The 18,585-nt window shown below is 64.6% G+C and carries 19 protein-coding genes; 17 read left to right on the forward strand and 2 right to left on the reverse strand.

Annotation, left to right across the window (positions count from 1 at the left end):
* Window positions 1-48: 48 nt before the first annotated feature.
* From ABW18_RS12605 to ABW18_RS12620, 4 genes are all read left to right on the forward strand, one after another.
* The gene (locus tag ABW18_RS12605) at window positions 49-498 is read left to right on the forward strand and encodes a winged helix-turn-helix transcriptional regulator (RefSeq protein WP_049699295.1); all 450 of its coding nucleotides are present in this window, start codon (window positions 49-51) and stop codon (window positions 496-498) included.
* Between the two features lie 91 nt (window positions 499-589).
* Complete coding sequence (locus ABW18_RS12610; RefSeq protein ID WP_049699296.1) at window positions 590-1,069, forward strand: MarR family winged helix-turn-helix transcriptional regulator; 480 nt, start codon at window positions 590-592, stop codon at window positions 1,067-1,069.
* Entirely contained in the window at window positions 1,066-1,833 is a 768-nt protein-coding gene (locus ABW18_RS12615) for an SDR family NAD(P)-dependent oxidoreductase (RefSeq protein WP_083444391.1), read from the forward strand. The genes ABW18_RS12610 and ABW18_RS12615 overlap by 4 nt, the downstream gene beginning before the upstream one ends.
* Window positions 1,833-3,113, forward strand: a complete 1,281-nt coding sequence (locus tag ABW18_RS12620) for an FAD-binding oxidoreductase (RefSeq protein WP_049699298.1) — start codon at window positions 1,833-1,835, stop codon at window positions 3,111-3,113. The genes ABW18_RS12615 and ABW18_RS12620 overlap by 1 nt, the downstream gene beginning before the upstream one ends.
* Before the next feature lie 134 nt (window positions 3,114-3,247).
* On the opposite strand, the gene ABW18_RS12625 is transcribed toward ABW18_RS12620, so the two are convergent.
* On the reverse strand, window positions 3,248-4,009 hold the full coding sequence (locus ABW18_RS12625; protein ID WP_049699299.1) for a LysR family transcriptional regulator substrate-binding protein: 762 nt from the start codon (window positions 4,007-4,009) through the stop codon (window positions 3,248-3,250).
* 46 nt (window positions 4,010-4,055) lie between these two features.
* Here ABW18_RS12625 and ABW18_RS12630 point away from each other — a divergent pair, with 46 nt between their 5' ends.
* From ABW18_RS12630 to ABW18_RS12675, 10 genes are all read left to right on the forward strand, one after another.
* Window positions 4,056-4,439 carry a DUF5997 family protein gene (locus ABW18_RS12630; RefSeq protein ID WP_049699472.1) on the forward strand — a complete coding sequence of 128 codons (384 nt, stop codon included), beginning with the start codon at window positions 4,056-4,058 and terminating at the stop codon, window positions 4,437-4,439.
* Window positions 4,440-4,814: 375 nt separating this feature from the next.
* Window positions 4,815-5,339 carry an MSMEG_0572/Sll0783 family nitrogen starvation response protein gene (locus ABW18_RS12635; protein ID WP_005203430.1) on the forward strand — a complete coding sequence of 175 codons (525 nt, stop codon included), beginning with the start codon at window positions 4,815-4,817 and terminating at the stop codon, window positions 5,337-5,339.
* Between the two features lie 34 nt (window positions 5,340-5,373).
* Window positions 5,374-6,273, forward strand: a complete 900-nt coding sequence (locus tag ABW18_RS12640) for a carbon-nitrogen hydrolase family protein (RefSeq protein ID WP_049699300.1) — start codon at window positions 5,374-5,376, stop codon at window positions 6,271-6,273.
* Window positions 6,266-6,562 (forward strand): MSMEG_0570 family nitrogen starvation response protein, encoded by a 297-nt coding sequence (locus ABW18_RS12645; RefSeq protein ID WP_049699301.1) that lies wholly within the window; start codon window positions 6,266-6,268, stop codon window positions 6,560-6,562. The genes ABW18_RS12640 and ABW18_RS12645 overlap by 8 nt, the downstream gene beginning before the upstream one ends.
* Before the next feature lie 18 nt (window positions 6,563-6,580).
* Entirely contained in the window at window positions 6,581-7,876 is a 1,296-nt protein-coding gene (locus ABW18_RS12650; protein ID WP_049699302.1) for an MSMEG_0569 family flavin-dependent oxidoreductase, read from the forward strand.
* Between the two features lie 21 nt (window positions 7,877-7,897).
* A complete protein-coding gene (locus ABW18_RS12655; RefSeq protein WP_049699303.1) occupies window positions 7,898-9,343 on the forward strand; it encodes an AMP-binding protein in 1,446 nt (481 codons plus the stop codon).
* 26 nt (window positions 9,344-9,369) lie between these two features.
* Window positions 9,370-10,437 carry an MSMEG_0568 family radical SAM protein gene (locus tag ABW18_RS12660; RefSeq protein ID WP_049699473.1) on the forward strand — a complete coding sequence of 356 codons (1,068 nt, stop codon included), beginning with the start codon at window positions 9,370-9,372 and terminating at the stop codon, window positions 10,435-10,437.
* Between the two features lies 1 nt (window position 10,438).
* Complete coding sequence (locus ABW18_RS12665) at window positions 10,439-11,878, forward strand: MSMEG_0567/sll0787 family protein (RefSeq protein ID WP_049699304.1); 1,440 nt, start codon at window positions 10,439-10,441, stop codon at window positions 11,876-11,878.
* A 57-nt stretch (window positions 11,879-11,935) separates the two neighbouring features.
* Entirely contained in the window at window positions 11,936-12,781 is an 846-nt protein-coding gene (locus tag ABW18_RS12670; protein WP_049699305.1) for a carbon-nitrogen hydrolase family protein, read from the forward strand.
* On the forward strand, window positions 12,782-13,888 hold the full coding sequence (locus ABW18_RS12675) for an MSMEG_0565 family glycosyltransferase (RefSeq protein ID WP_049699306.1): 1,107 nt from the start codon (window positions 12,782-12,784) through the stop codon (window positions 13,886-13,888).
* Window positions 13,889-13,933: 45 nt separating this feature from the next.
* Here ABW18_RS12675 and ABW18_RS12680 read toward each other — a convergent pair whose 3' ends face one another.
* On the reverse strand, window positions 13,934-14,635 hold the full coding sequence (locus tag ABW18_RS12680) for a GntR family transcriptional regulator (protein WP_049699307.1): 702 nt from the start codon (window positions 14,633-14,635) through the stop codon (window positions 13,934-13,936).
* A 176-nt stretch (window positions 14,636-14,811) separates the two neighbouring features.
* On the opposite strand from ABW18_RS12680, the gene ABW18_RS12685 reads away from it, so the two are divergent.
* From ABW18_RS12685 to ABW18_RS12695, 3 genes are all read left to right on the forward strand, one after another.
* The gene (locus ABW18_RS12685; protein WP_049699474.1) at window positions 14,812-15,675 is read left to right on the forward strand and encodes a fumarylacetoacetate hydrolase family protein; all 864 of its coding nucleotides are present in this window, start codon (window positions 14,812-14,814) and stop codon (window positions 15,673-15,675) included.
* A gap of 21 nt (window positions 15,676-15,696) precedes the next feature.
* Window positions 15,697-16,620: a VOC family protein gene (locus ABW18_RS12690; RefSeq protein ID WP_049699308.1), complete on the forward strand. Its 924-nt coding sequence runs from the start codon at window positions 15,697-15,699 to the stop codon at window positions 16,618-16,620.
* An 82-nt stretch (window positions 16,621-16,702) separates the two neighbouring features.
* Entirely contained in the window at window positions 16,703-18,565 is a 1,863-nt protein-coding gene (locus ABW18_RS12695; RefSeq protein ID WP_049699309.1) for an acetoacetate--CoA ligase, read from the forward strand.
* Window positions 18,566-18,585: the final 20 nt, after the last annotated feature.

Raw genomic sequence — 18,585 nt, forward strand, 5'->3', positions numbered from 1 at the left:
GAACTCCTGGGTTGTATAAGCCAAGTTAGGGTGTGTGACAATCGACGTGTGCCAAGAACAGCGTGGACGGACGATGCGTGCCCGATAGCTCGCGCCATGGGGGTGTTGGGCGAACGGTGGTCGGTGCTCATCATCCGAGAGGCCTTGCGGGGTAGAACGCGGTTCTCGGAGTTCCGATCAGAACTCGGGATCGCGCCCGACGTCCTCAGTGCGCGGTTGGCGTCGTTGGTTGCTGCAGGCGTATTCGAGCAGGTCGAGTATCAGGAAGTCGGTGACCGTCGTCGGCAGGCCTACGAGCTGACCGAGGCCGGCCACGCGCTGAGTACCGTCTTGGCCTCGCTCGCGCAGTGGGGATACAGCTATCTACCTCAGGCCGCAGACAACGGATACCGCTTTGTCGACTCGGCAACGCAGGAACCGGTGCTGGCCAGCTTGCGTCGTCGGGGCGGAGAAATTGCCGACCCCGCAGGTGTGGCTCTGGTGCGCAAGGGGCAGTAAGTCGGACTCCCTGGTTCCGCGTCAACGAGGCGTGCGGCACACCGCTCCGAACAAACGGGAATAGATCGACGCCTACTGGGTTTTACCTGACATGTCAGCTAATCACCTATCGGCCCGCCAGCTCGACGTCTGGCAGCGCTTACAGACCGTGACCGAGACCCTGCGACGCGAGGTTGGTCGGGGACTGAAAGACGCCGGCCTCTCCGAGCAGGAATTCACCGTGTTGGCTCATCTCGTCGAGGCCGGCGGATCTGCGCGGCCGTCGGATTGCGCACGGGAGATGGGTTGGGACTCCAGCCGACTTGCACACCAACTCGGTCGGATGGAGAAACGGGGCCTGCTCGAGCGCGGACCGGAGATCGACGGTGATGGTCGCGCGTCGACGATCTCGCTGACCGATGACGGTCGCCGCGCCCACCGAAGGGCCGTCGGACCACATCTGCGGGCGGCGAAACAGTGGTTCGGTGATGCACTCACCGACGCGCAGTTGACCGCGCTCGGAGACGCCCTGACCGCACTGGAAACCAACGCGGCGCGAGTCGCCGCCAACACGCAAGGAGCGCAAGCATGACCACTGCAGTACACCCGGCCTGGGAATTGACCACACCGGACCTTCAGGGAAAGACAGTCGTTGTCGTCGGCGGCTCCGGGGGCGTGGGCGAAGGCGTCGTTCGGACACTGCTCGACGACGGCGCGACGGTCATCGCGACCGGCCGTGATCGCGCCCGACTCGATGAGCTGCGGGCGAACGTCGTCGACGCGGAGACCGATCAGCGGCTGCACACCGAGGTTCTGGACGCATCGGCGCCCGATCTCGACGCGCAGATCGAGGCACTCGCCACAACCTATGGAACGTTCGACGGAGTCGTCGTCGCGGTCGCGTCGTGGGGGAATCAGGGGCGCAGACCCGCGCTGTCACTCAACGACGACGAGTGGCAACACTTGCTCGATGCCAATCTGACGACCGTCTTCCGGCTCTTTCGCGGCTTCCTGCCGCACACAGCGCGCACCGGAATGATCCTGCAGCTCAACGGAATGAGTGCCGACATCCCGTTCCCGGGCGCAGCCGGTGTCGCATTGAGTGCGGCGGCGTCGAAGTCGCTGACGCGGACGATCGCCGCTGAACAGGATGGTCGTGGCCCGCGGTTCTATCAGGTCATCTTGGGCGTCGTACGGACGCGTGCGCGGCAGCGTGCAGGCGTCGACGATCCGACGTGGCTCGAGGGCGAGGAGGTCGGCGCACATGTCGCGGCGTTGGTCGTCGGGACCAGCCCCCTCTCCGACACCACGGTGCACTACCTCACGGACAAGCGTGTCGGACCGGAGGCGCACTGATGGGCACGACCGATGAGCTTCACATCATTACTCCCGGCGACCCCGGCTACGAAGATGTTCGGCACGTCTACTCGGCCACGGGCAGTCCGGGCCGTGTGCTTCTGCCGGTCGACGCAGACCAAACGGCTCGCGCATTGGAAATCGCTGTAGGGCAGGGTGATCCGTTCGCGATCCGCAGCGGTGGGCACGGGATCAGCAGCATCGCCACCAATGACGGAGGGACCGTCATCGATCTGCGACACCTCAATCACGTGGAGCATGTGGGCGACGCGACGGTGGCCGTCGGAGCCGGCGGGCGGTGGGGCGCGGTCGCTCGCAACCTCTACGGCTGGGGACTGGCCCTGACTTCTGGAGACTCAGGCGATGTCGGTGTTGGTGGCCTGGCGACCACCGGCGGAATCGGACTGCTCGGACGAGCACAAGGGTTGACGATCGACCGCATACGCGCGGCCGAGATCGTCACCGCCGACGGGCGCATCATGCGGGTGTCGCACGATGAGCATCCCGACCTGTTCTGGGCGATCCGCGGCGCGGGCGCCAACGTCGGAATCGTTACCCGATTCGAGTTCGAGGCCGCCACCACGCCCACGGTGGCGCGGGCGGCGCTGGCGTTCGACATCTCCGACGTGGCAACGTTTCTCACCGAATGGGGACCCCGGGTCGAGGCCGCTCCTCGCGAGATCTCGGCGTTCCTGTACATCGGCGCCGGTGCGCGACCATTCGCGCAAGCGACGGTAGTCTACGCCGGCGACGACGCGGCGGCGGCGACCCGCGCGCTCACACCGTTTACGGAGTTGCCCGACATCGTCGGCGCACGAGCCGAATTGGTTCCCTACCCGGCCGTCCCGCTCACGTCCGATGCGCTCCACGTCGGCCAGCAACCCGCTGTCATGCACACGGCACTCGTCGAGCATCTGGACGACGATCTCGCCGCCGACATCGGCGAATTACTCGCATCCTACGGTGCGCAGATGATCCAGATCCGTTCTGCGGGAGGGGCGATCAACGACGTGCCGGCAGATGCCACCGCGTATGCCCACCGCCACCAGAACTTCTCGGTCACCGCTGTCGCCGACCACTCCTCCCAGGCGTTCGACGACGCGTGGGAACCGATCCGCGCTCGCCGAGACGGCATCTACCTCAGTTTCGAGTCAAACCACCGGCCAGAAGACATCGCCGCGGCGTTTCCCGCGCCGACCCTCGCGCGACTGCGCACGATCAAGCACGAGTGGGATCCCGATGGCGTGTTCACCCAGAACTTCGACGCCACCGTTCGCTGAGAATCCTTCTCGCGCAATAGGGACGCGCGGCGGTAACCGATCGGCGAGTCCGTTGTGGGGTTCGCCTGAGCGGGGGTCGAGGTGGACAGCCGTGCAGAAGTTCGGATTCGAGATGCGCAGCCCAACAGTAGGTTTCACCGCGACCGTCGAGTTTTGCGCGCCTTTGCTTTTCCGCGTGTCGGTATCGTTCCGGCCGCTTCGCGAGATGCCCGCTTGGCGGCCGCCTTCTCTTTCGCCGACCGCTTCGGTGGCGGTTCGGACGTGCCACGCGACGATGTGGCCTTGCGTCCACGCACAATCCCGATGAACTCCGCCGCCAGATCCGAAGTGGGTTGCGGCCACAGCAGTCCGACGGTGCTTGTCGGGACGTCGGTGACCGGGCGATAGTCGAGGTCGCGGCGGTGGTGCAAACGCGCCAGCGATTGCGGCACCAGCACCACCCCCATCCCGCTGGCCACGAGTTCGATCGCGTCGGCGGTCGTCTCCGGCCGATGGTCCACGGCGTTACCGGGACGTTCGGTGACGACGAGCGGTTCATCGAGGGGCCAGAGCAGGTTCTCGTCGGCAAGGTCGGCCCGTGACAACTCGTCACCTGCGGTGAGCACACTGTCCTTACCCATCACCGCCACCGTCGTTTCTTCGTACAGGGCGATGATGTGGTGCGGACCCAGATCGGCATGGGAGAGTGCGTCGGGCAGCCTGGTGATCGCAATGTCGACGCTGCGGTTGATAAGCGCTGCGGCGGTGTCGGCGACCGCAGTCGGCACAAGGTCGAGTCGGACGTTCGGGTGACGCTCCCCGAAAATGCGGACCCACTTCCCCGGTGTGGTACCCGGCACAAATGCGAGCCGGAAGACCACAGCGCTGGACTCATCGGGATCGACGGGCGAATTCACGCCCCGAGGCTACCGGGGATACGCTGCGAGTATGAGCTCGCAGTCCATGAAGCCGGCCACCGCCGCCAAGAAGCTCGACATCTACCTTCCCGCGACACCTGACGAGTTTCGCTCCGGAACGATTACCCGGGAACAGGTGGCGGCCTGGCAGGCCGATCCGCCGCAGTGGTTGCGCGATCTGCGTGCCAACGGACCGCACCCGAAGAATCTGGTAGCCGCCAAACTCGGGATCTCCAACTCCGGGCTGGTCCGGGGCGAGGTGACCGAGGCGTTGACGACCGATCAGATCAACGCGTTGCTCGAAGAGATGCCCGACTGGCTTGCCGCCGAGCGCACCAAGCACGTCGAGGCCCTACGCGAGGAGCGTCGGATCAAATCCTTGCAAGCCGACCGTCGGCGCGAGCGTGAGGCGCCCACCAGCGAGGAGTGAGCCTCCGCCGGTCCGGCCGACATATCCACCTGGTGGTTCTCCCGCAGATGCAACCGCGCGCAGGAATAGCCGCCGATACTCATGAGACGAAGCTAGGTACCTCTTGCCTTCAGCGCAGGGCCGACCGCACCGTTTCAGTATTCAGAAGTTCCCCGAATCGTGAGGGGTGGAACCCGCACGCTCACGTTAACTCGATCCGGGCGCCAATTTTTCCATCAGTAACCATCACGTAATAAATCGGGCGTGAACTGTTATCAGTCGGAACGTCAAGTATCCCAAGCCATCCGACCATCAATTCTTCGCCAGTGGGCAGTGTCGCCCGCACACCCCCATCACACGACGGCGGTCTCGCCCGTCTCATCGAGGAGTAACCCCATGGCCATGTTCGACGACACCATCACCGAGAACATTGCGAAGTCTCTTGCCGAGATTCCGCATCCCTCCCTGCCCAAGGGTTCGAATATCTACGGCGGCACCAAGATCTTCCCCGACTACCAGGCGGAGGAGGGCGAAACCTACTTCACGCTCGTCCACGGCATCGCGCACGAGTCCTCGGTATCGTTCGTCGCAGTGCTGCAGGCCACCCGCGCGCTACGCAAGGGCTTCGAGTCGGCTATCTACTTCTACGGTCCCGGAGCAATCAATTGCCTTGCCACACGCGGGTTTCCAAAGACCGGTGACTCCGGTTTCCCCGGCGAGCAGAACATCAACGACGCGTTGGAGACCTTCATCAAGGAGGGTGGAACCGTCTTTGCGTGTCGCTTCGGTCTCGCGCTGCATGGTGGTCGGGAAGAAGATCTGATCGAGGGCGTCATTCCGGCACATCCGCTCGACGTGCAGGACGCGCTGATTCACTACGCCCGCAAGGGTGCGATCATCAACTCCACCTACATGGTCTGATCGTCGAGATCCCCACTCCCCGAGAGACATTCACATGACCACTATTGGTACAGTCGCCGCGAACTTCACGCGCGACCTTGAACAGAACTATCAGACAATCGCCGACTATGTGGCGCAGGCCCGCGCACGAGGTGTCGAGTTCCTGGTGTTTCCCGAGGCTGCGATCGGGGGATACCTCTCATCGCTCGGTAACCACGGCGACACCGTCAAGAACACCAAGCGATCGTTGCCGCCGGCAATCCGCCTCGACGGTCCCGAAATCGCACGCGTGCAGGAGATTGTCGGCGACATGGTGATCGCCATAGGCTTTTGCGAACTCGCTGAGGACGGCGTGACGCGCTACAACGCGGCCGCAGTCCTCGACGGCGACCAGATCTACGGAAACTATCGCAAAGTGCACCAACCGCTTGGCGAAAACATGTCCTACTCGTCGGGTTCGGAGTACGGAGTCTTCGACACTCCTGTGGGGCGCGTCGGACTCCAAATCTGTTATGACAAAGCATTTCCCGAAGCCGCGCGTATCATGGCACTCAACGGTGCCGAGATCATCGCAAGTCTTTCGGCGTGGCCGGCGGCGCGTACCGCGACCGCGGAGAATCTGCAGGACGATCGCTGGACTTACCGGTTCAATCTCTTCGATACAGCCCGTGCCCTCGATAACCAGGTGTTCTGGGTTGCCGCAAACCAATCGGGAACGTTCGGTTCGTTGCGGTACGTCGGCAACGCCAAGATCGTCGATCCCGGCGGCAACATCCTCGACACCACGCTGCTCGAAAGCGGACTCGCCGTAGCCGACGTCGACATCGCCGGGACCTTCAGAGCGATGCGAGGCGGGATGTTCCACCTGCGAGATCGTCGTCCGGACGTCTACGGTGAACTCGTCGAGGTCGACCCCACCGGAACCGCGGGATGGCGGGACCTCGCTCATGCCTGAGATGACGTTCACCGTGAGGTGGCCCGATGGCGCTGTGCAGCAGTGCTATTCGCCGAGTCTCGTCATGCACGACCACCTCAATGTCGGCAGTAGTTACACGGTGGCTGAATTCCGAACCCGTACCGACGCCGCCCTCGGCGAAGCCGCTGAGCGCGTCCGCGCCAAGTATGGATTCGCTTGTACGTCTGCCGCTGCAACCGCTGAGGACATCAACAACACAGCCCGCCGATACGACGACGAGTCGACCGTCGAGGTTCTCGACATGCATCCGGCACTACCCACTTCCTGACCACATTCTGGAGACATCATGAGCGCACGAGCTCATTCCACACCCCACACCACCCACATCCCGGTGGCGATCATCGGCGGCGGACAAGCAGGCCTATCGGTCAGCTGGTATCTCGGCCGCGCGGGTATCGAGCACACCGTGATCGAATCTCGGACCGCCGTCCATGCATGGCAGTCCAAGCGGTGGGACAACTTCACCCTCGTCACTCCGAACTGGCATTGCCGGCTTCCCGGCTACGCCTACGACGGCCCGGACCCCGACGGCTTCATGACCCGCGACGAAGTTGTCGAATGGCTCGCCGGATGGCGTGAAACCTTCACTGCCCCACTGCGAGAACACACCACGGTAACTCGCCTGCGAACCATCGGGGATACAGGCTTCGAGCTCACCCTCACCACCGACGAATCTGTCGAACTGCTGACGTGTGACCAGGTCGTCGTCGCGACTGGCGGCTACCCGCTGCCGGTGGTGCCGTCGTTCGCGCCGTCGTTGGACGCTTCTGTAAAGCAGATCCACTCAGAGCAGTACTTCACACCTGATCAGCTGCCAGCCGGCGCCGTTCTCGTCGTCGGGTCCGGACAATCCGGCGCACAAATCGCCGAGGACCTCCACCTCGCAGGTCGGCAGGTGCATCTAGCCATCGGCAACGCGCCGAGGGTTGCGCGCACTTACCGCGGCCGTGACTGCATGACCTGGTTGGCGGACATGGGCATCTATGACACACCGACCGAACAGTTCCCCGGAGGTAAAGCGGCACAGGAGAAGACAAATCACTACGTCACCGGCCGCGACGGCGGACGAGACGTCGATCTGCGACAGTTCGCCGTCGAAGGGATGAAGCTCTACGGGCATTTGACCGACGGCAAGGACACGGTCCTGCGGTTCGCGCCGACGCTGCGCGAATCACTCGATCAGGCCGACGCGGTGTACAACTCGATCTGCGCCGACATCGACCGCTACATCGAGAAAGCCGGAATCGACGCGCCTCCCGCCTCGCGCTACGAGCCCGTCTGGGAACCCGAAACCGACCCCTCCGCGGTCGACCTGGTTGCCGAGGGCATCACCAGCATCGTGTGGGCGATCGGGTACCGACCGGACTACCGCTGGATCGAGGCAAGCGCATTCGACGGTGCGGGCCGGCCGATGCAGACCCGCGGCATCACCCAGGTACCGGGACTGAGCTTCATCGGCCTCCCGTGGATGCATACCTGGGGCTCGGGACGGTTCCTCGGGATCGACCGCGACGCACGCCACATCGCTGAATCCGTCACCGGCGCACTCGGTCTGCCCGGGCTCAGACTCGCCGTCGGCTAACCGGGACCACAGGTAACCGACATGACTGTGCAGTCGATCTCCTCGGTATTCGCTGATCGCGCCCGTACCTCGCCGGGCGAAGTCATGGTCATCGACGCCCACGGGCCTGTGACCGCCGGTGAGATTGACGTGCGGGCCAACCGGCTGGCTCACCTCTTGCAGCGCCATCACGTCGCCCACGACGATCTCGTTGAAGTGGCCTTACCCAACGGTGCCGCCTTCGTGGTTGCTTGCGTCGCGGTGTGGCGTGCGGGCGCCACGCCGATGCCGCTCGACCCGGCGATGCCCGCAGACGAGCGGGAGATGCTCGAACGGATCGCCCAGCCTCGAGTTACCATCGGCGACAACGTATCTCCGCATACAGTCACGGTCGACGAGAACGATGCCCGTGAGCTGCCTGCAGACGCGCCTCCCGATGTCTGGGCAAGTTCGTGGAAGGCGCCTGCATCCTCCGGGAGCACAGGACTCCCGAAGATCGTTCGTTCCTTGACTCCCGCACTGGTTGACCCCGGTGCTCGAGTGGCGACGTTCTTCCCCTGCGCGGCAACACAGTTGGTCACATCTCCGCTGTGGCATTCGACCGCCTTCACCTACGCGTTCCGGGGCTTGACCGCTGGCCATCGCCTGATCATCGAACCGGACTTCGACGAGCGCCGATTTCTCGAACTGGTCGACAGACATTCGGTGACCTGGACAGTCCTCTCGCCTCCGTCGATCCGGCGGCTGGTCCGCCTACCGGAGGAGATACGTGCCGAACACGACACCAGTTCGTTGGCATCGATTCTGCACATCGGCGGACGGTGTCCTGTGCCCGACAAGCGCGCACTGATCAAGTGGCTGGGCGCGCACCGCGTTGTCGAGGTGTACGCGGGGAGCGAATCCAACGGCGTCACAATGGCGACAGGTCGCGAGTGGCTTGCGCACCCCGGCACTGTCGGTCGGCCGATCGGGGGCACCGAGATCGCTATTCGACGCGACGACGGCACCCGTGCGAACACCAGCGAAACGGGATTGATCTGGATGCGCCGCGGAGACGGACCGTCCTACAGCTACCTGGGGGCGCAGTCGCGCCGCCGCGCAGATGGTTGGGATACCCTCGGCGACATCGGCTTTCTCGACGCCGACGGCTATCTCTACGTGCTGGACCGAGCAGCCGACGTCATTCGTAGTGGAGACGCCGCGGTATACCCGGCAGATATCGAGCAAGTCGTCGAACAACTGCCTTTCGTGCGCGGCGCTGTTGCGTTCGCCGATCTTGATTCGGCTGGAAGGCAACATCTCTCGGTCAGCGTCGACATCGCAGACAACGATGTGTCCGCAGCACTCATCGCAGATCATGTCCAACACCACTTCGGCTCCGACTGGCGTCCTGTGCGCGTCATCCTCACCACATCGCCACTCCGCAACGACGCGGGCAAGATTCGACGACGCGCGCTGGCCGGCTGCGTCCTGTGCGCGTCGGCCTGACCCCCTCGACACGAACGGAACCCACGATGACCGCATCCACCACTACATCCACCCGCGTCGACCTGGCGCTCCTCGGCATCCGGGGCACCCCACCGGTGAACCGCTCAGGCGGAGCCGGACCGACTGACGATGGTCACCTCGTCATCGACGGACTGCATGCGGCAATACCCCGAAATCCCAACAGCCCGTTCGTCTTCGACGGCGATCAGATCCTCTACGACGGAGTCGATTCCGGGCTCGACGTCGCAGTCATCGGCCGACCACGCTTCTACGACCTGCAGACCGAGGACGGCGTCGCCTACGACAAGATCGCCAAACTGCACGGACGTAACGTCTTGGCGACCACCGTGCTGCAGACCTGCATTCGTTACGGCGAAGACCAGCGGTGCCGCTTCTGCTCGATCGAGGAGTCGCTGCGATCCGGCGACACCGTCGCCGTCAAGAAGCCAGAGGACCTCGCCCGGGTGGCGCGAGCAGCAGTCGACCTCGATGGTGTGACGAACATGGTGATGACCACCGGAACATCGGCCGGCCGGGATCGCGGCGCACGCCACCTGGCGCGCTGCGTCCGAGCGGTCAAAGCAGCGGTCCCCGAGCTACCAATTCAAGTGCAATGCGAGCCGCCGGCCGATCTGTCGACCATCGGTGATCTGCGCGCGGCCGGGGCCGACGCCGTCGGCCTCCACGTCGAGTCACTCGACGACGACGTCCGACGGCGCTGGATGCCAGGCAAGTCAACCGTGCCGCTCAGCGAGTACTGGGATGCCTGGCGTGAGGCCGTACGCGTCTTTGGACGCAACCAGGTCTCGACGTACCTGCTCGTCGGGCTCGGCGAAGATGTGGACGAGATGATCTCGGGGGCAAAAGAACTCGCCGACGCCGGAATCTACCCTTTCATCGTCCCGTTCCGCCCCCATCAGGGGACACTTGCCGTCGACATCGACGGGGCAACCGCCCCCGAGCCCCGCATCGTCGAGCAGGTCAGCCGAGAAGTCGCTGCGCACCTGCAACTGATCGGGATGGCAGGGGCTGACCAACGAGCGGGCTGCGCGGCATGCGGTGCCTGCAGCATTCTGCAGAGCGTAGGGGCATGAGATGCTCGACGGCCGCACCACGCCCACCCAGTCCGTACGCCCCGCCGCAACAGAATTGTCGATTCTTGCCGGCTCTCCCCGAGTCTCAGCACCGCCCTTTCTCATCCGGGTCGCCGAGACGAACTCCGAGATCGGTGACTATCGACGATTGCGCCACTGCGAGTTCGTCGAGCGGCAGGGGCTGTTCACACACTCCGATCACGATGACTGCGACGACGATCCGCGCACCACGATCCTGATCGCGGTCGCCGCAGACAACGCTGTCCTGGGCGGTGTCCGGGTGTCGCCGTGTACCTCGATCGACATCGGCTGGTGGTCGGGGAGTCGGCTGGTTGTCGCGGACAGCGCACACGCGGCCGGCATCGGTGCCGCACTGATCACGGCCGCCTGTGCCTTGGTCGAGAGCCGCGACGTTCTGCGTTTCGATGCCACCGTCCAGGACCGCTACAGCCGGCTGTTTGCCTCGCTGGGTTGGGAGGACCACGGTGCCGGTCCCACCATCAACGGCCGGGCACACCGCCACAAGTCGTGGCCGATCGGCCGAATCCAAGGCCAGGTCGATTCCACCAAAGCGGTTCTCGCCCAATCACTTCGTCCCTTCGTTGAGCAAGAAGGCGGTCTCGGCCCCGCAGGATTCCGTGGCGACGACGCCGTCCCCGTACCGGACAGTGACCTACTTGCCGCCTGCGACGCGATCGTCCCGTCGATGGTCGAGCGTGACCCCGAATGGGCGGGGTGGTGCTCGGTCCTGGTCAACATCAACGACCTTTCGGCCATGGGAGCTCATGCTGTCGGCATGCTCGACGCGGTTGGCGCGCCAACCGTTGCGCATCTGAATCGGATCGTGCGAGGCATCTCGGCAGCGGCACACGCCTGGCGAACCCCGATTCTGGGCGGCCACACTCAGGTCGGTGTACCCGCGGCGCTCTCGCTGACTGCGATGGGTCGCACAGAATCCCCGGTCGCCGCTGGCGGTGGACGGGTCGGCGACCACGTGTCGCTGCTCGCCGATCTCGGAGGCTCTTGGCGCCCAGGCTATTTCGGGCAACAGTGGGATTCGACGAGCTCGCGAACAGCACATGAGCTCGGTGAGATGGCATCCGCTGTGGCGCAGCTGCGACCCGCCGCCGCCAAGGACGTCAGCATGGCCGGACTGGTCGGAACGTTGGGAATGCTGGCCGAGGCGTCGGGCACCGGGGCCGAACTCGACGTGGCCGCGATCCCGCGACCGGCCGACGCCGCAATGGGTGCCTGGCTCACCTGCTTCCCGGGTTACGCCATGCTGATGGCCGACCGCAGTCCGATCACTCGGGCGCACGGCCCTGCCGTCGCGGCCGGCTGCGGTCGCCTCACCGAAACGACAGGAATCCGGCTGAAATGGCCCGACGGTCGTCGTACCGAAGCGATCGCCTCTGCTGTGACGGGACTGGGCCGAGCATGAGAAAGCTGTCGAATGTGCACCGGCGCGCCTCGTGTGACGTGAGTAAAGTGCGCTGACATGGGAACCGTCACGATCGGCGCGCTCGCGGGCCACTTCGGCCGCGACGTTGATCGAGGTGTGTCCAAGGCAGTCGGCATCATCGAGGCGGCCGCGCGTGACGGAGTCGATCTGCTCGTCTTTCCCGACGCTGCACTCGGCGGCTATATCGGCGATCTGCGATCCCCGGATCTCGACGACCTACCGCCGGCACTGGACCCAGACGGACCGGAACTGGCTGCCATCGCAGAGGCCGCCCGCGACATGACCGTGTGTATCGGATACACCGAGCGCGATGGCGACGTCCACTACAACGCGGCGGCGTGCTTGACCGGTGACGGCGTGCTGGGCTGGCATCGCAAAGTGCATCAGCCCGCCGGTGAATCGAAGGCGTATGCGGCTGGTGACAGGTTCTCCACTTTCTCCACACCGGTCGGACGCATCGGCATGTTGATCGACTACGACAAGACATTCCCCGAGTCGGCCCGAAAGCTCGCGCTCGACGGCGCCGGGATCATCGCGTCTCTCTCGGCGTGGCCGGCCAGCGTCACCGACCGCGCAGCTCGGCTGCCCGCTGACCGGCAGTCTCGGCTGTTCGATCTCTACGACTGCGCTCGCGCCGCGGAGAACCAGGTATTCATGGTGTCCTCCAACCTCACCGGGGTGACCGGATCGCTGCAATTCCTCGGACAGGCCAAGGTCGTCGGACCCGGTGGCGACATATTGGCGACCACGCGATCCAAGGGTGGACTGGCCAAGGTCGAGGTCGACGTGGAGGCCGACATCGCTCGTGCCCGCAGAGTCCTCAACCATCTGTCCGAACTCCGGCCGGACATCTATTCCGCGTCGAGTGCGGAGTCTCACTGAATGCGCATCGCACTGTTGACCTACTCGACCAAACCGCGCGGGGGAGTCGTGCACACCCTCAACCTCGCGGAATCTCTGGTCAAGCAAGGTGTCGAAGTCGACGTGTGGAGTCTTGCGCGAGGGGGCGACTCGGGGTTCTTCCGCAGCGTCGACGCCGCAGTCACCCAACACCTGGTCCCGTTCGACGACATTCCCGACGAGACGGTCACCGATCGCATTCTGCGATCAATCGATGCGATCCGAAATGCGTTCGACCCCAGCGACTATGACATCGTGCATGCTCAGGACTGCATCAGCGCGAACGCGGTCGGAACATGCATCCGCACGATTCACCACCTCGACCAATTCACCACGCCGGTGCTCGTCGAATGCCACGAGAAGGCTGTGGTCAACCCCTACGCCCGCATCTGCGTGTCGCAGGCCGTCGCCAAGGAGGTCAACGACGGATGGGGTTTCACTCCAACCGTCATTCCCAACGGTGTCGATTACGAACGTTTCGCAGCGGCCGCCGAGCACAGCCGTTCGGCCGTTGTCGCACGAGAGCAGTGGCAAGCGAAATTGGGTCGCTACATCCTGGCGGTCGGGGGCATCGAACCGCGCAAGGGGAGTATCGATCTTCTCGAGGCCTACGCGCTGCTCCGTCACGACCACCCCGACCTATCGCTGGTATTCGCCGGTGGCGAAACGCTTTTCGACTATCGCGGCTATCGTGCCGAGTTCGACCGCCGCCAAGCCGAGATCGGCGTGACACCGATCGTCCTCGGGGCCGTCGACGAGCACGTGCTCCCCTCACTCGTCGCGGCATGTGACGCTTTCGCATTCCCGTCCGTGAAGGAGGGCTTTGGCCTCGCAGCGATGGAGGCCTTGGCGGCTGGCCGACCGGTCACCGTGCGCGAACTACCCATCCTGCGTGAGGTTTTCGGAGATGTCGTCACCTATGCGACCGATCCGACGTCATTGGCCATGCACCTTGGCGCCGCGCTCAACGGACATCACCCCGACGTCGACGCTGGTCGGCGTCTCGCACGCGGATTGACGTGGGACGCCGCGGCGCGCGCCCACCTTCGGTTCTACGAGCGACATCCCTACCCTCGGGCCGCTGCCTGACTGATGCGTGTGGAGGCCGAGCTCACCCCTGATGGCTGGAGCTATTCACTCCCGATCCGACCCCTCGCCCAGCTTCGACGCCGAGTTCGCGTAGCCCACAAGCGCTTCGGTGGTGCGCTCGATATGTGCGACGAGCGCGGCGGCGGCGCCATCCGCGTCGCGGGCGAGGGCCAGATCGGCGATCTGCTGGTGCTCGGCGGCGGCGTCGCGATGATCGTCGTGGGCGAGCGCCCTCGACCAATGGATGTAAAGATCCGAGCAGTCCCGCAATCCGTCGGCGATTGCGGTGAGCCGTGTACTGGTTCCTCCGGCGAGCAACGCGTGATGGAACTGTCGATGGGCAACTGACCACTGTGGGTTGATGATTCCGTCCGCATCGGTCAACGGCGTGCGCTGAAGTCTGTGATGCCCGCCCAGCACGTCGGTTTCCCAGTTCAGGTCGCCGTCGGCGATAGATTCCCGCAACGCCATCGCCTCGATGAGGGTGCGCGCACGAGTCAGATCGAGTAGTGCGTCGACAGAAAGGTCGGCGACGGTGAACCCGCGCTGCGGCATCGCGACGACGAGCCCCCGCTCGGCAAGTCGAGTCAACGCCTCGCGCAGCACGCTCGGACTCACGCCGTAGCGCGTGGCGGTCTCGCTGATGTGCACCTTCGATCCCGGCGGCAGGTCGCCGCGCAGCAACTCGTCGCGAAGTCTGTCGTGGACTGTCGCGGCGAGCGTCGCCTTCTCGGGGCTCAGGGTCATGAACCGAGGGTATCCGACAAACCGGCGCTCAGCCGATGTTCGGCCCGAATATCTTTTTTTATTTGCTTTGCCGACGGAGATGCCTGCATACTGGCATCAAGCTAGTGAGCCATCTCACGTTCGACACCAAGAATGGCGTGGGCTGCAGTACACGAGACCTGACAAGGACGAAGCGAATGAGAATCAGCAATCTCGGCGGGCGGTTGGCGCTGCTCACCGATACGGGTGCGGTCGACGTCGAGAAGGCCAGCGCAGGACAGTTCGGCGCCGACCCGACGGCCGTCTACGCGAAGTGGGACGAGTTCGTCGCGTGGGCACGGAGCGCCGACCTGCCGGCAGGCACGTCATACGACGACGCCGACCTGGGTGCGCCGGTGCCCGAGCCCGCGCAGATCTTCGCGATCGGCCTCAACTATCGAGACCACGCCGTCGAATCCGGACTGGACTTCCCCGCCGAACCGCCCGTCTTCACCAAGTTCCGCACCTCGCTGGCCGGCCCGGTCGGCGACCTGGAGTTGCCCACCGACACCGTCGACTGGGAAGCCGAACTGGTCGTCGTCATCGGTCGCGCCGCACGCGATGTATCGGCAGAGAACGCGTGGGACCACGTCGCCGGACTCACCGTCGGGCAGGACTTCTCCGAGCGGACCCGCCAATTGGTCCCTCCGGCACCCCAGTTCAGCCTCGGCAAGTCGTTCCCCGGTTTCTCGCCGATCGGCCCGGCGGTGGTCACACTCGACGAGTTCGCCGATCCCGCCGACCTCGAGATCAGTTGCACCGTCGACGGAGAGACGATGCAGCACGGACGGACGAGTGAACTGATCTTCTCGATTCCCGTTCTGATCGAACGACTCTCGGCTGTTCTGCCCCTCTTGCCCGGCGACCTGATCTTCACCGGAACGCCCAGCGGCGTCGGTGGTGGACGCAGCCCGAAGCGGTTCCTTCGCGTGGGCGAGGAAATCGTCACGCGCATAGAGGGAATCGGGGAGCTGCGCCAGAAATGCGTCCCCGGCAAGCGCCACACGACGGCGTTCGCGTAGCCGGCGGAGAAAGGAAAGCACATGCCTCTGCACAGACTGACCACCATTACGATCGGCGTCCCCGACGTCGACGCCGCCGCGGCGTACTACACCGAGTTCGGCCTCACCCCGTTGGGCGACAACGCCTTTGCCACCTCGGACGGCGGCGAACAGTTCCGTCTCACACACTCGACGCAGCGTCGACTCGTCGAAATCGGCGTCGGCGTCGACGATCCCGACGACCTCGACCGCGTTCAACGGCAACTCGACGCGCTGAGTCTGGACACCGAGCGGTCCGACGACTCGCTCACCGCGACCGAACCCATCGCAGGCTTCAAGGCCGTCGTGTCCATCGCGCCGCGCATCGAGCAGAAGATCGTCGACCCGACGCCCTACAACGGTCCCGGCCGCGTCGACCGACCCGACAGTCGCGCACCGGGAATCGAGCGTCAGGGTCAGGTGGTCCCGCACAAGCTCGGACACGTCGTGATCGGCTCCACAGATCAGGCCGCCACCCAGAAATTCTTCACCGACGGCCTCGGCTTCAAGATCAGCGACACCGTGCCGTCGATGGCCGCATTCATGCGGTGCTCGACAGACCACCACAACGTTCTCGTACAGCAGGCGCCGCTGAACTTCTTGCACCACACCTCGTGGCAGGTCGACGACATCGACGAAATCGGCCGTGGCGCAATGGCAATGCTCGAAGGCAATCCGGAACGCCACGTCTGGGGACTCGGCCGCCACCACATCGGGTCGAACTTCTTCTGGTATCTGAAAGACCCGGCCGGGAACTTCTCCGAGTACTACTCCGACATCGACTGCATCGTCGACGACGCGCTCTGGAAGCCAGGCGTGTGGGAGGGCGCAAGGAGCCTGTTCAACTGGGGTCCGCCGCCACCGCCGTCGTTCCTCATGCCAGAAGACCTCGCCGCCCTGATGACCGGCTCCCACAGCTCCGAATAGGCGCTCTACCAACGAGTTCACGGCGCCAAGCCGAAAGAAGAAGCGCCGGCCGAGAAGACCGATCCGAGAAGGAAATCCGCACATGTTCACCATCGACCGGTTCGCCAAGACCGTTGGTGTCGCTCCCGGCGACTACGACGCCCTGCACCAATTCTCCGTCGACGAGCCAGACCGTTTCTGGGGTGCGGTGTGGGACTTCTTCGACCTCGGTGAGCGCACCGGCCCCGTGCTGGCGTCACGCACAATGCCTGGTGCGCAATGGTTTCCGGAGGTGCACCTGAACTACGTCGATCGGGTGATGCGGTGGTCGTCGTTGCCCGGAGACGCCATCGTCGGAGTGTCCGACGACGGCAAGCGGGTATCGATCCCCTGGTCGGAGCTTCCGGCGCGGGTCTCCGCGACGGCAGAACTGCTGCGGGAGAGAGGTGTTGGCATCGGCGATACCGTTGCCGCCTACCTTCCCGACGAACCGTTCGCGGTGATCGCGTTTCTGGCAACTGCATCCCTGGGAGCGATCTGGTCGGGCTGCGGTCAGGACTACGCACCCGAGGGCGCCGCGAGTCGTCTGGCGCAGTTGAAACCCAAGGTTCTGTTCGCGAGCGACGGATACCACTTCGGTGACAAGCAGGTGGATAAGCGCGCCGACACTGCCGAACTGGCTGGGCTGCTTGATATTCCGTCTAGCCACGTGATCACGGAGCTACCCGAACCCACCAATGACACTCCCGCGCTGGCACCGGTACAGGTGCCGTTCGGTCACCCACTGTGGGTGCTGTTCAGTTCGGGCACAACGGGAAAGCCCAAGGGGATCGTGCACGGACACGGCGGCATCGTCGTCGAACACGTCAAGGTACTGGGACTGCACAACGAGATAGGTCCGGGCGACGTGTTCTTCTGGCACACCGCGCTCTCGTGGATGATGTGGAACTTCCAGGTCGCAGGCCTTCTGATGGGAGCCACGATCGTCACGTTCTCCGGACACCCGTTGGCGCCCGACGCCGATAGGCTCTGGCAGATCTGCGACGACAACGAGGTCACGTTCTTCGGCACCAGTCCCGGACAGCTTCAGGCGTCACGCAAGGCCGGACTCGAGCCTGGCCGCGATCACGACTTGTCGCTCCGCGCGATCGGCAGCACCGGATCGCCGCTGGCCCCCGACCTGTTCACCTGGGTCGACGAGCACGTGGCCGCTGGGCTCCCGGTGAGCTCGACCTCGGGTGGCACCGACGTGTGTAGCGCGTTCTGTGGTGGCACGCCGTCGGTCCCGTACGTACCCGGCGAGTTGACGGTGCGCTACCTCGGGTGCGCTCTCGAATCGTGGGCGCCCGACCGCACGCCCCTGATCGGCGAGGTCGGCGAGATGGTCATCACCGAGCCCATGCCGTCGATGCCGATCTCCTTCTGGAACGACCCCGACGACGCAAAGTATCGAGCCGCCTACTTCGACCACGAGTGGGCGGATGGCGTCGCCCCAAACGCGTGGCGGCACGGAGACTGGCTCGAGGTCACTGACCGAGGCTCGGTCATCATCCACGGACGCAGCGACGCGACGTTGAACCGCAACGGTATTCGTATGGGGTCGGCCGACATCTACGAGGTGGTCGAAGCCATCCCCGACGTCGCCGAGGCGGTGGTCGTCGGCGTCGACGGCCCGAACGCGACGTACTGGATGCCCATGTTCCTCACACTGATCCCGGGTGTAAGCCTGACCGACGAGTTGGTGAGAACCATCCGCGACTCGGTGCGAGTTCGGTTGTCGCCACGGCATGTTCCCGACGAGGTGATCGAAGCTCCCGGCATCCCACACACCCGCACAGGAAAGAAGCTCGAGGTTCCGGTGACCGCGATGCTCGCCGGACGGCAGGTCAGCATCGACGCCAAGTCCGTCGACAACCCCGACCTTCTGGCCTGGTATCAGCGAGTCGGCGATCAACACGCCTGGTGATCCAAGGCCACCTCAGCAAG

Origin of the sequence: Gordonia jacobaea (genome assembly GCF_001186365.1) — a bacterium.
Classification (GTDB): Bacteria; Actinomycetota; Actinomycetes; order Mycobacteriales; family Mycobacteriaceae; genus Gordonia; species Gordonia jacobaea.

Coding starts and splice junctions, on each gene's coding strand:
- ABW18_RS12665 (WP_049699304.1), top strand. CDS start 10,439: ATGCTCGACGGCCGCACCACGCCCACCCAGTCCGTACGCCCCGCCGCA.
- ABW18_RS12695 (WP_049699309.1), top strand. CDS start 16,703: ATGTTCACCATCGACCGGTTCGCCAAGACCGTTGGTGTCGCTCCCGGC.
- ABW18_RS12675 (WP_049699306.1), top strand. CDS start 12,782: ATGCGCATCGCACTGTTGACCTACTCGACCAAACCGCGCGGGGGAGTC.
- ABW18_RS12635 (WP_005203430.1), top strand. CDS start 4,815: ATGGCCATGTTCGACGACACCATCACCGAGAACATTGCGAAGTCTCTT.
- ABW18_RS12630 (WP_049699472.1), top strand. CDS start 4,056: ATGAAGCCGGCCACCGCCGCCAAGAAGCTCGACATCTACCTTCCCGCG.
- ABW18_RS12615 (WP_083444391.1), top strand. CDS start 1,066: ATGACCACTGCAGTACACCCGGCCTGGGAATTGACCACACCGGACCTT.
- ABW18_RS12620 (WP_049699298.1), top strand. CDS start 1,833: ATGGGCACGACCGATGAGCTTCACATCATTACTCCCGGCGACCCCGGC.
- ABW18_RS12670 (WP_049699305.1), top strand. CDS start 11,936: ATGGGAACCGTCACGATCGGCGCGCTCGCGGGCCACTTCGGCCGCGAC.
- ABW18_RS12690 (WP_049699308.1), top strand. CDS start 15,697: ATGCCTCTGCACAGACTGACCACCATTACGATCGGCGTCCCCGACGTC.
- ABW18_RS12650 (WP_049699302.1), top strand. CDS start 6,581: ATGAGCGCACGAGCTCATTCCACACCCCACACCACCCACATCCCGGTG.
- ABW18_RS12610 (WP_049699296.1), top strand. CDS start 590: ATGTCAGCTAATCACCTATCGGCCCGCCAGCTCGACGTCTGGCAGCGC.
- ABW18_RS12655 (WP_049699303.1), top strand. CDS start 7,898: ATGACTGTGCAGTCGATCTCCTCGGTATTCGCTGATCGCGCCCGTACC.
- ABW18_RS12645 (WP_049699301.1), top strand. CDS start 6,266: ATGCCTGAGATGACGTTCACCGTGAGGTGGCCCGATGGCGCTGTGCAG.
- ABW18_RS12660 (WP_049699473.1), top strand. CDS start 9,370: ATGACCGCATCCACCACTACATCCACCCGCGTCGACCTGGCGCTCCTC.
- ABW18_RS12685 (WP_049699474.1), top strand. CDS start 14,812: ATGAGAATCAGCAATCTCGGCGGGCGGTTGGCGCTGCTCACCGATACG.
- ABW18_RS12680 (WP_049699307.1), bottom strand. CDS start 14,635: ATGACCCTGAGCCCCGAGAAGGCGACGCTCGCCGCGACAGTCCACGAC.
- ABW18_RS12640 (WP_049699300.1), top strand. CDS start 5,374: ATGACCACTATTGGTACAGTCGCCGCGAACTTCACGCGCGACCTTGAA.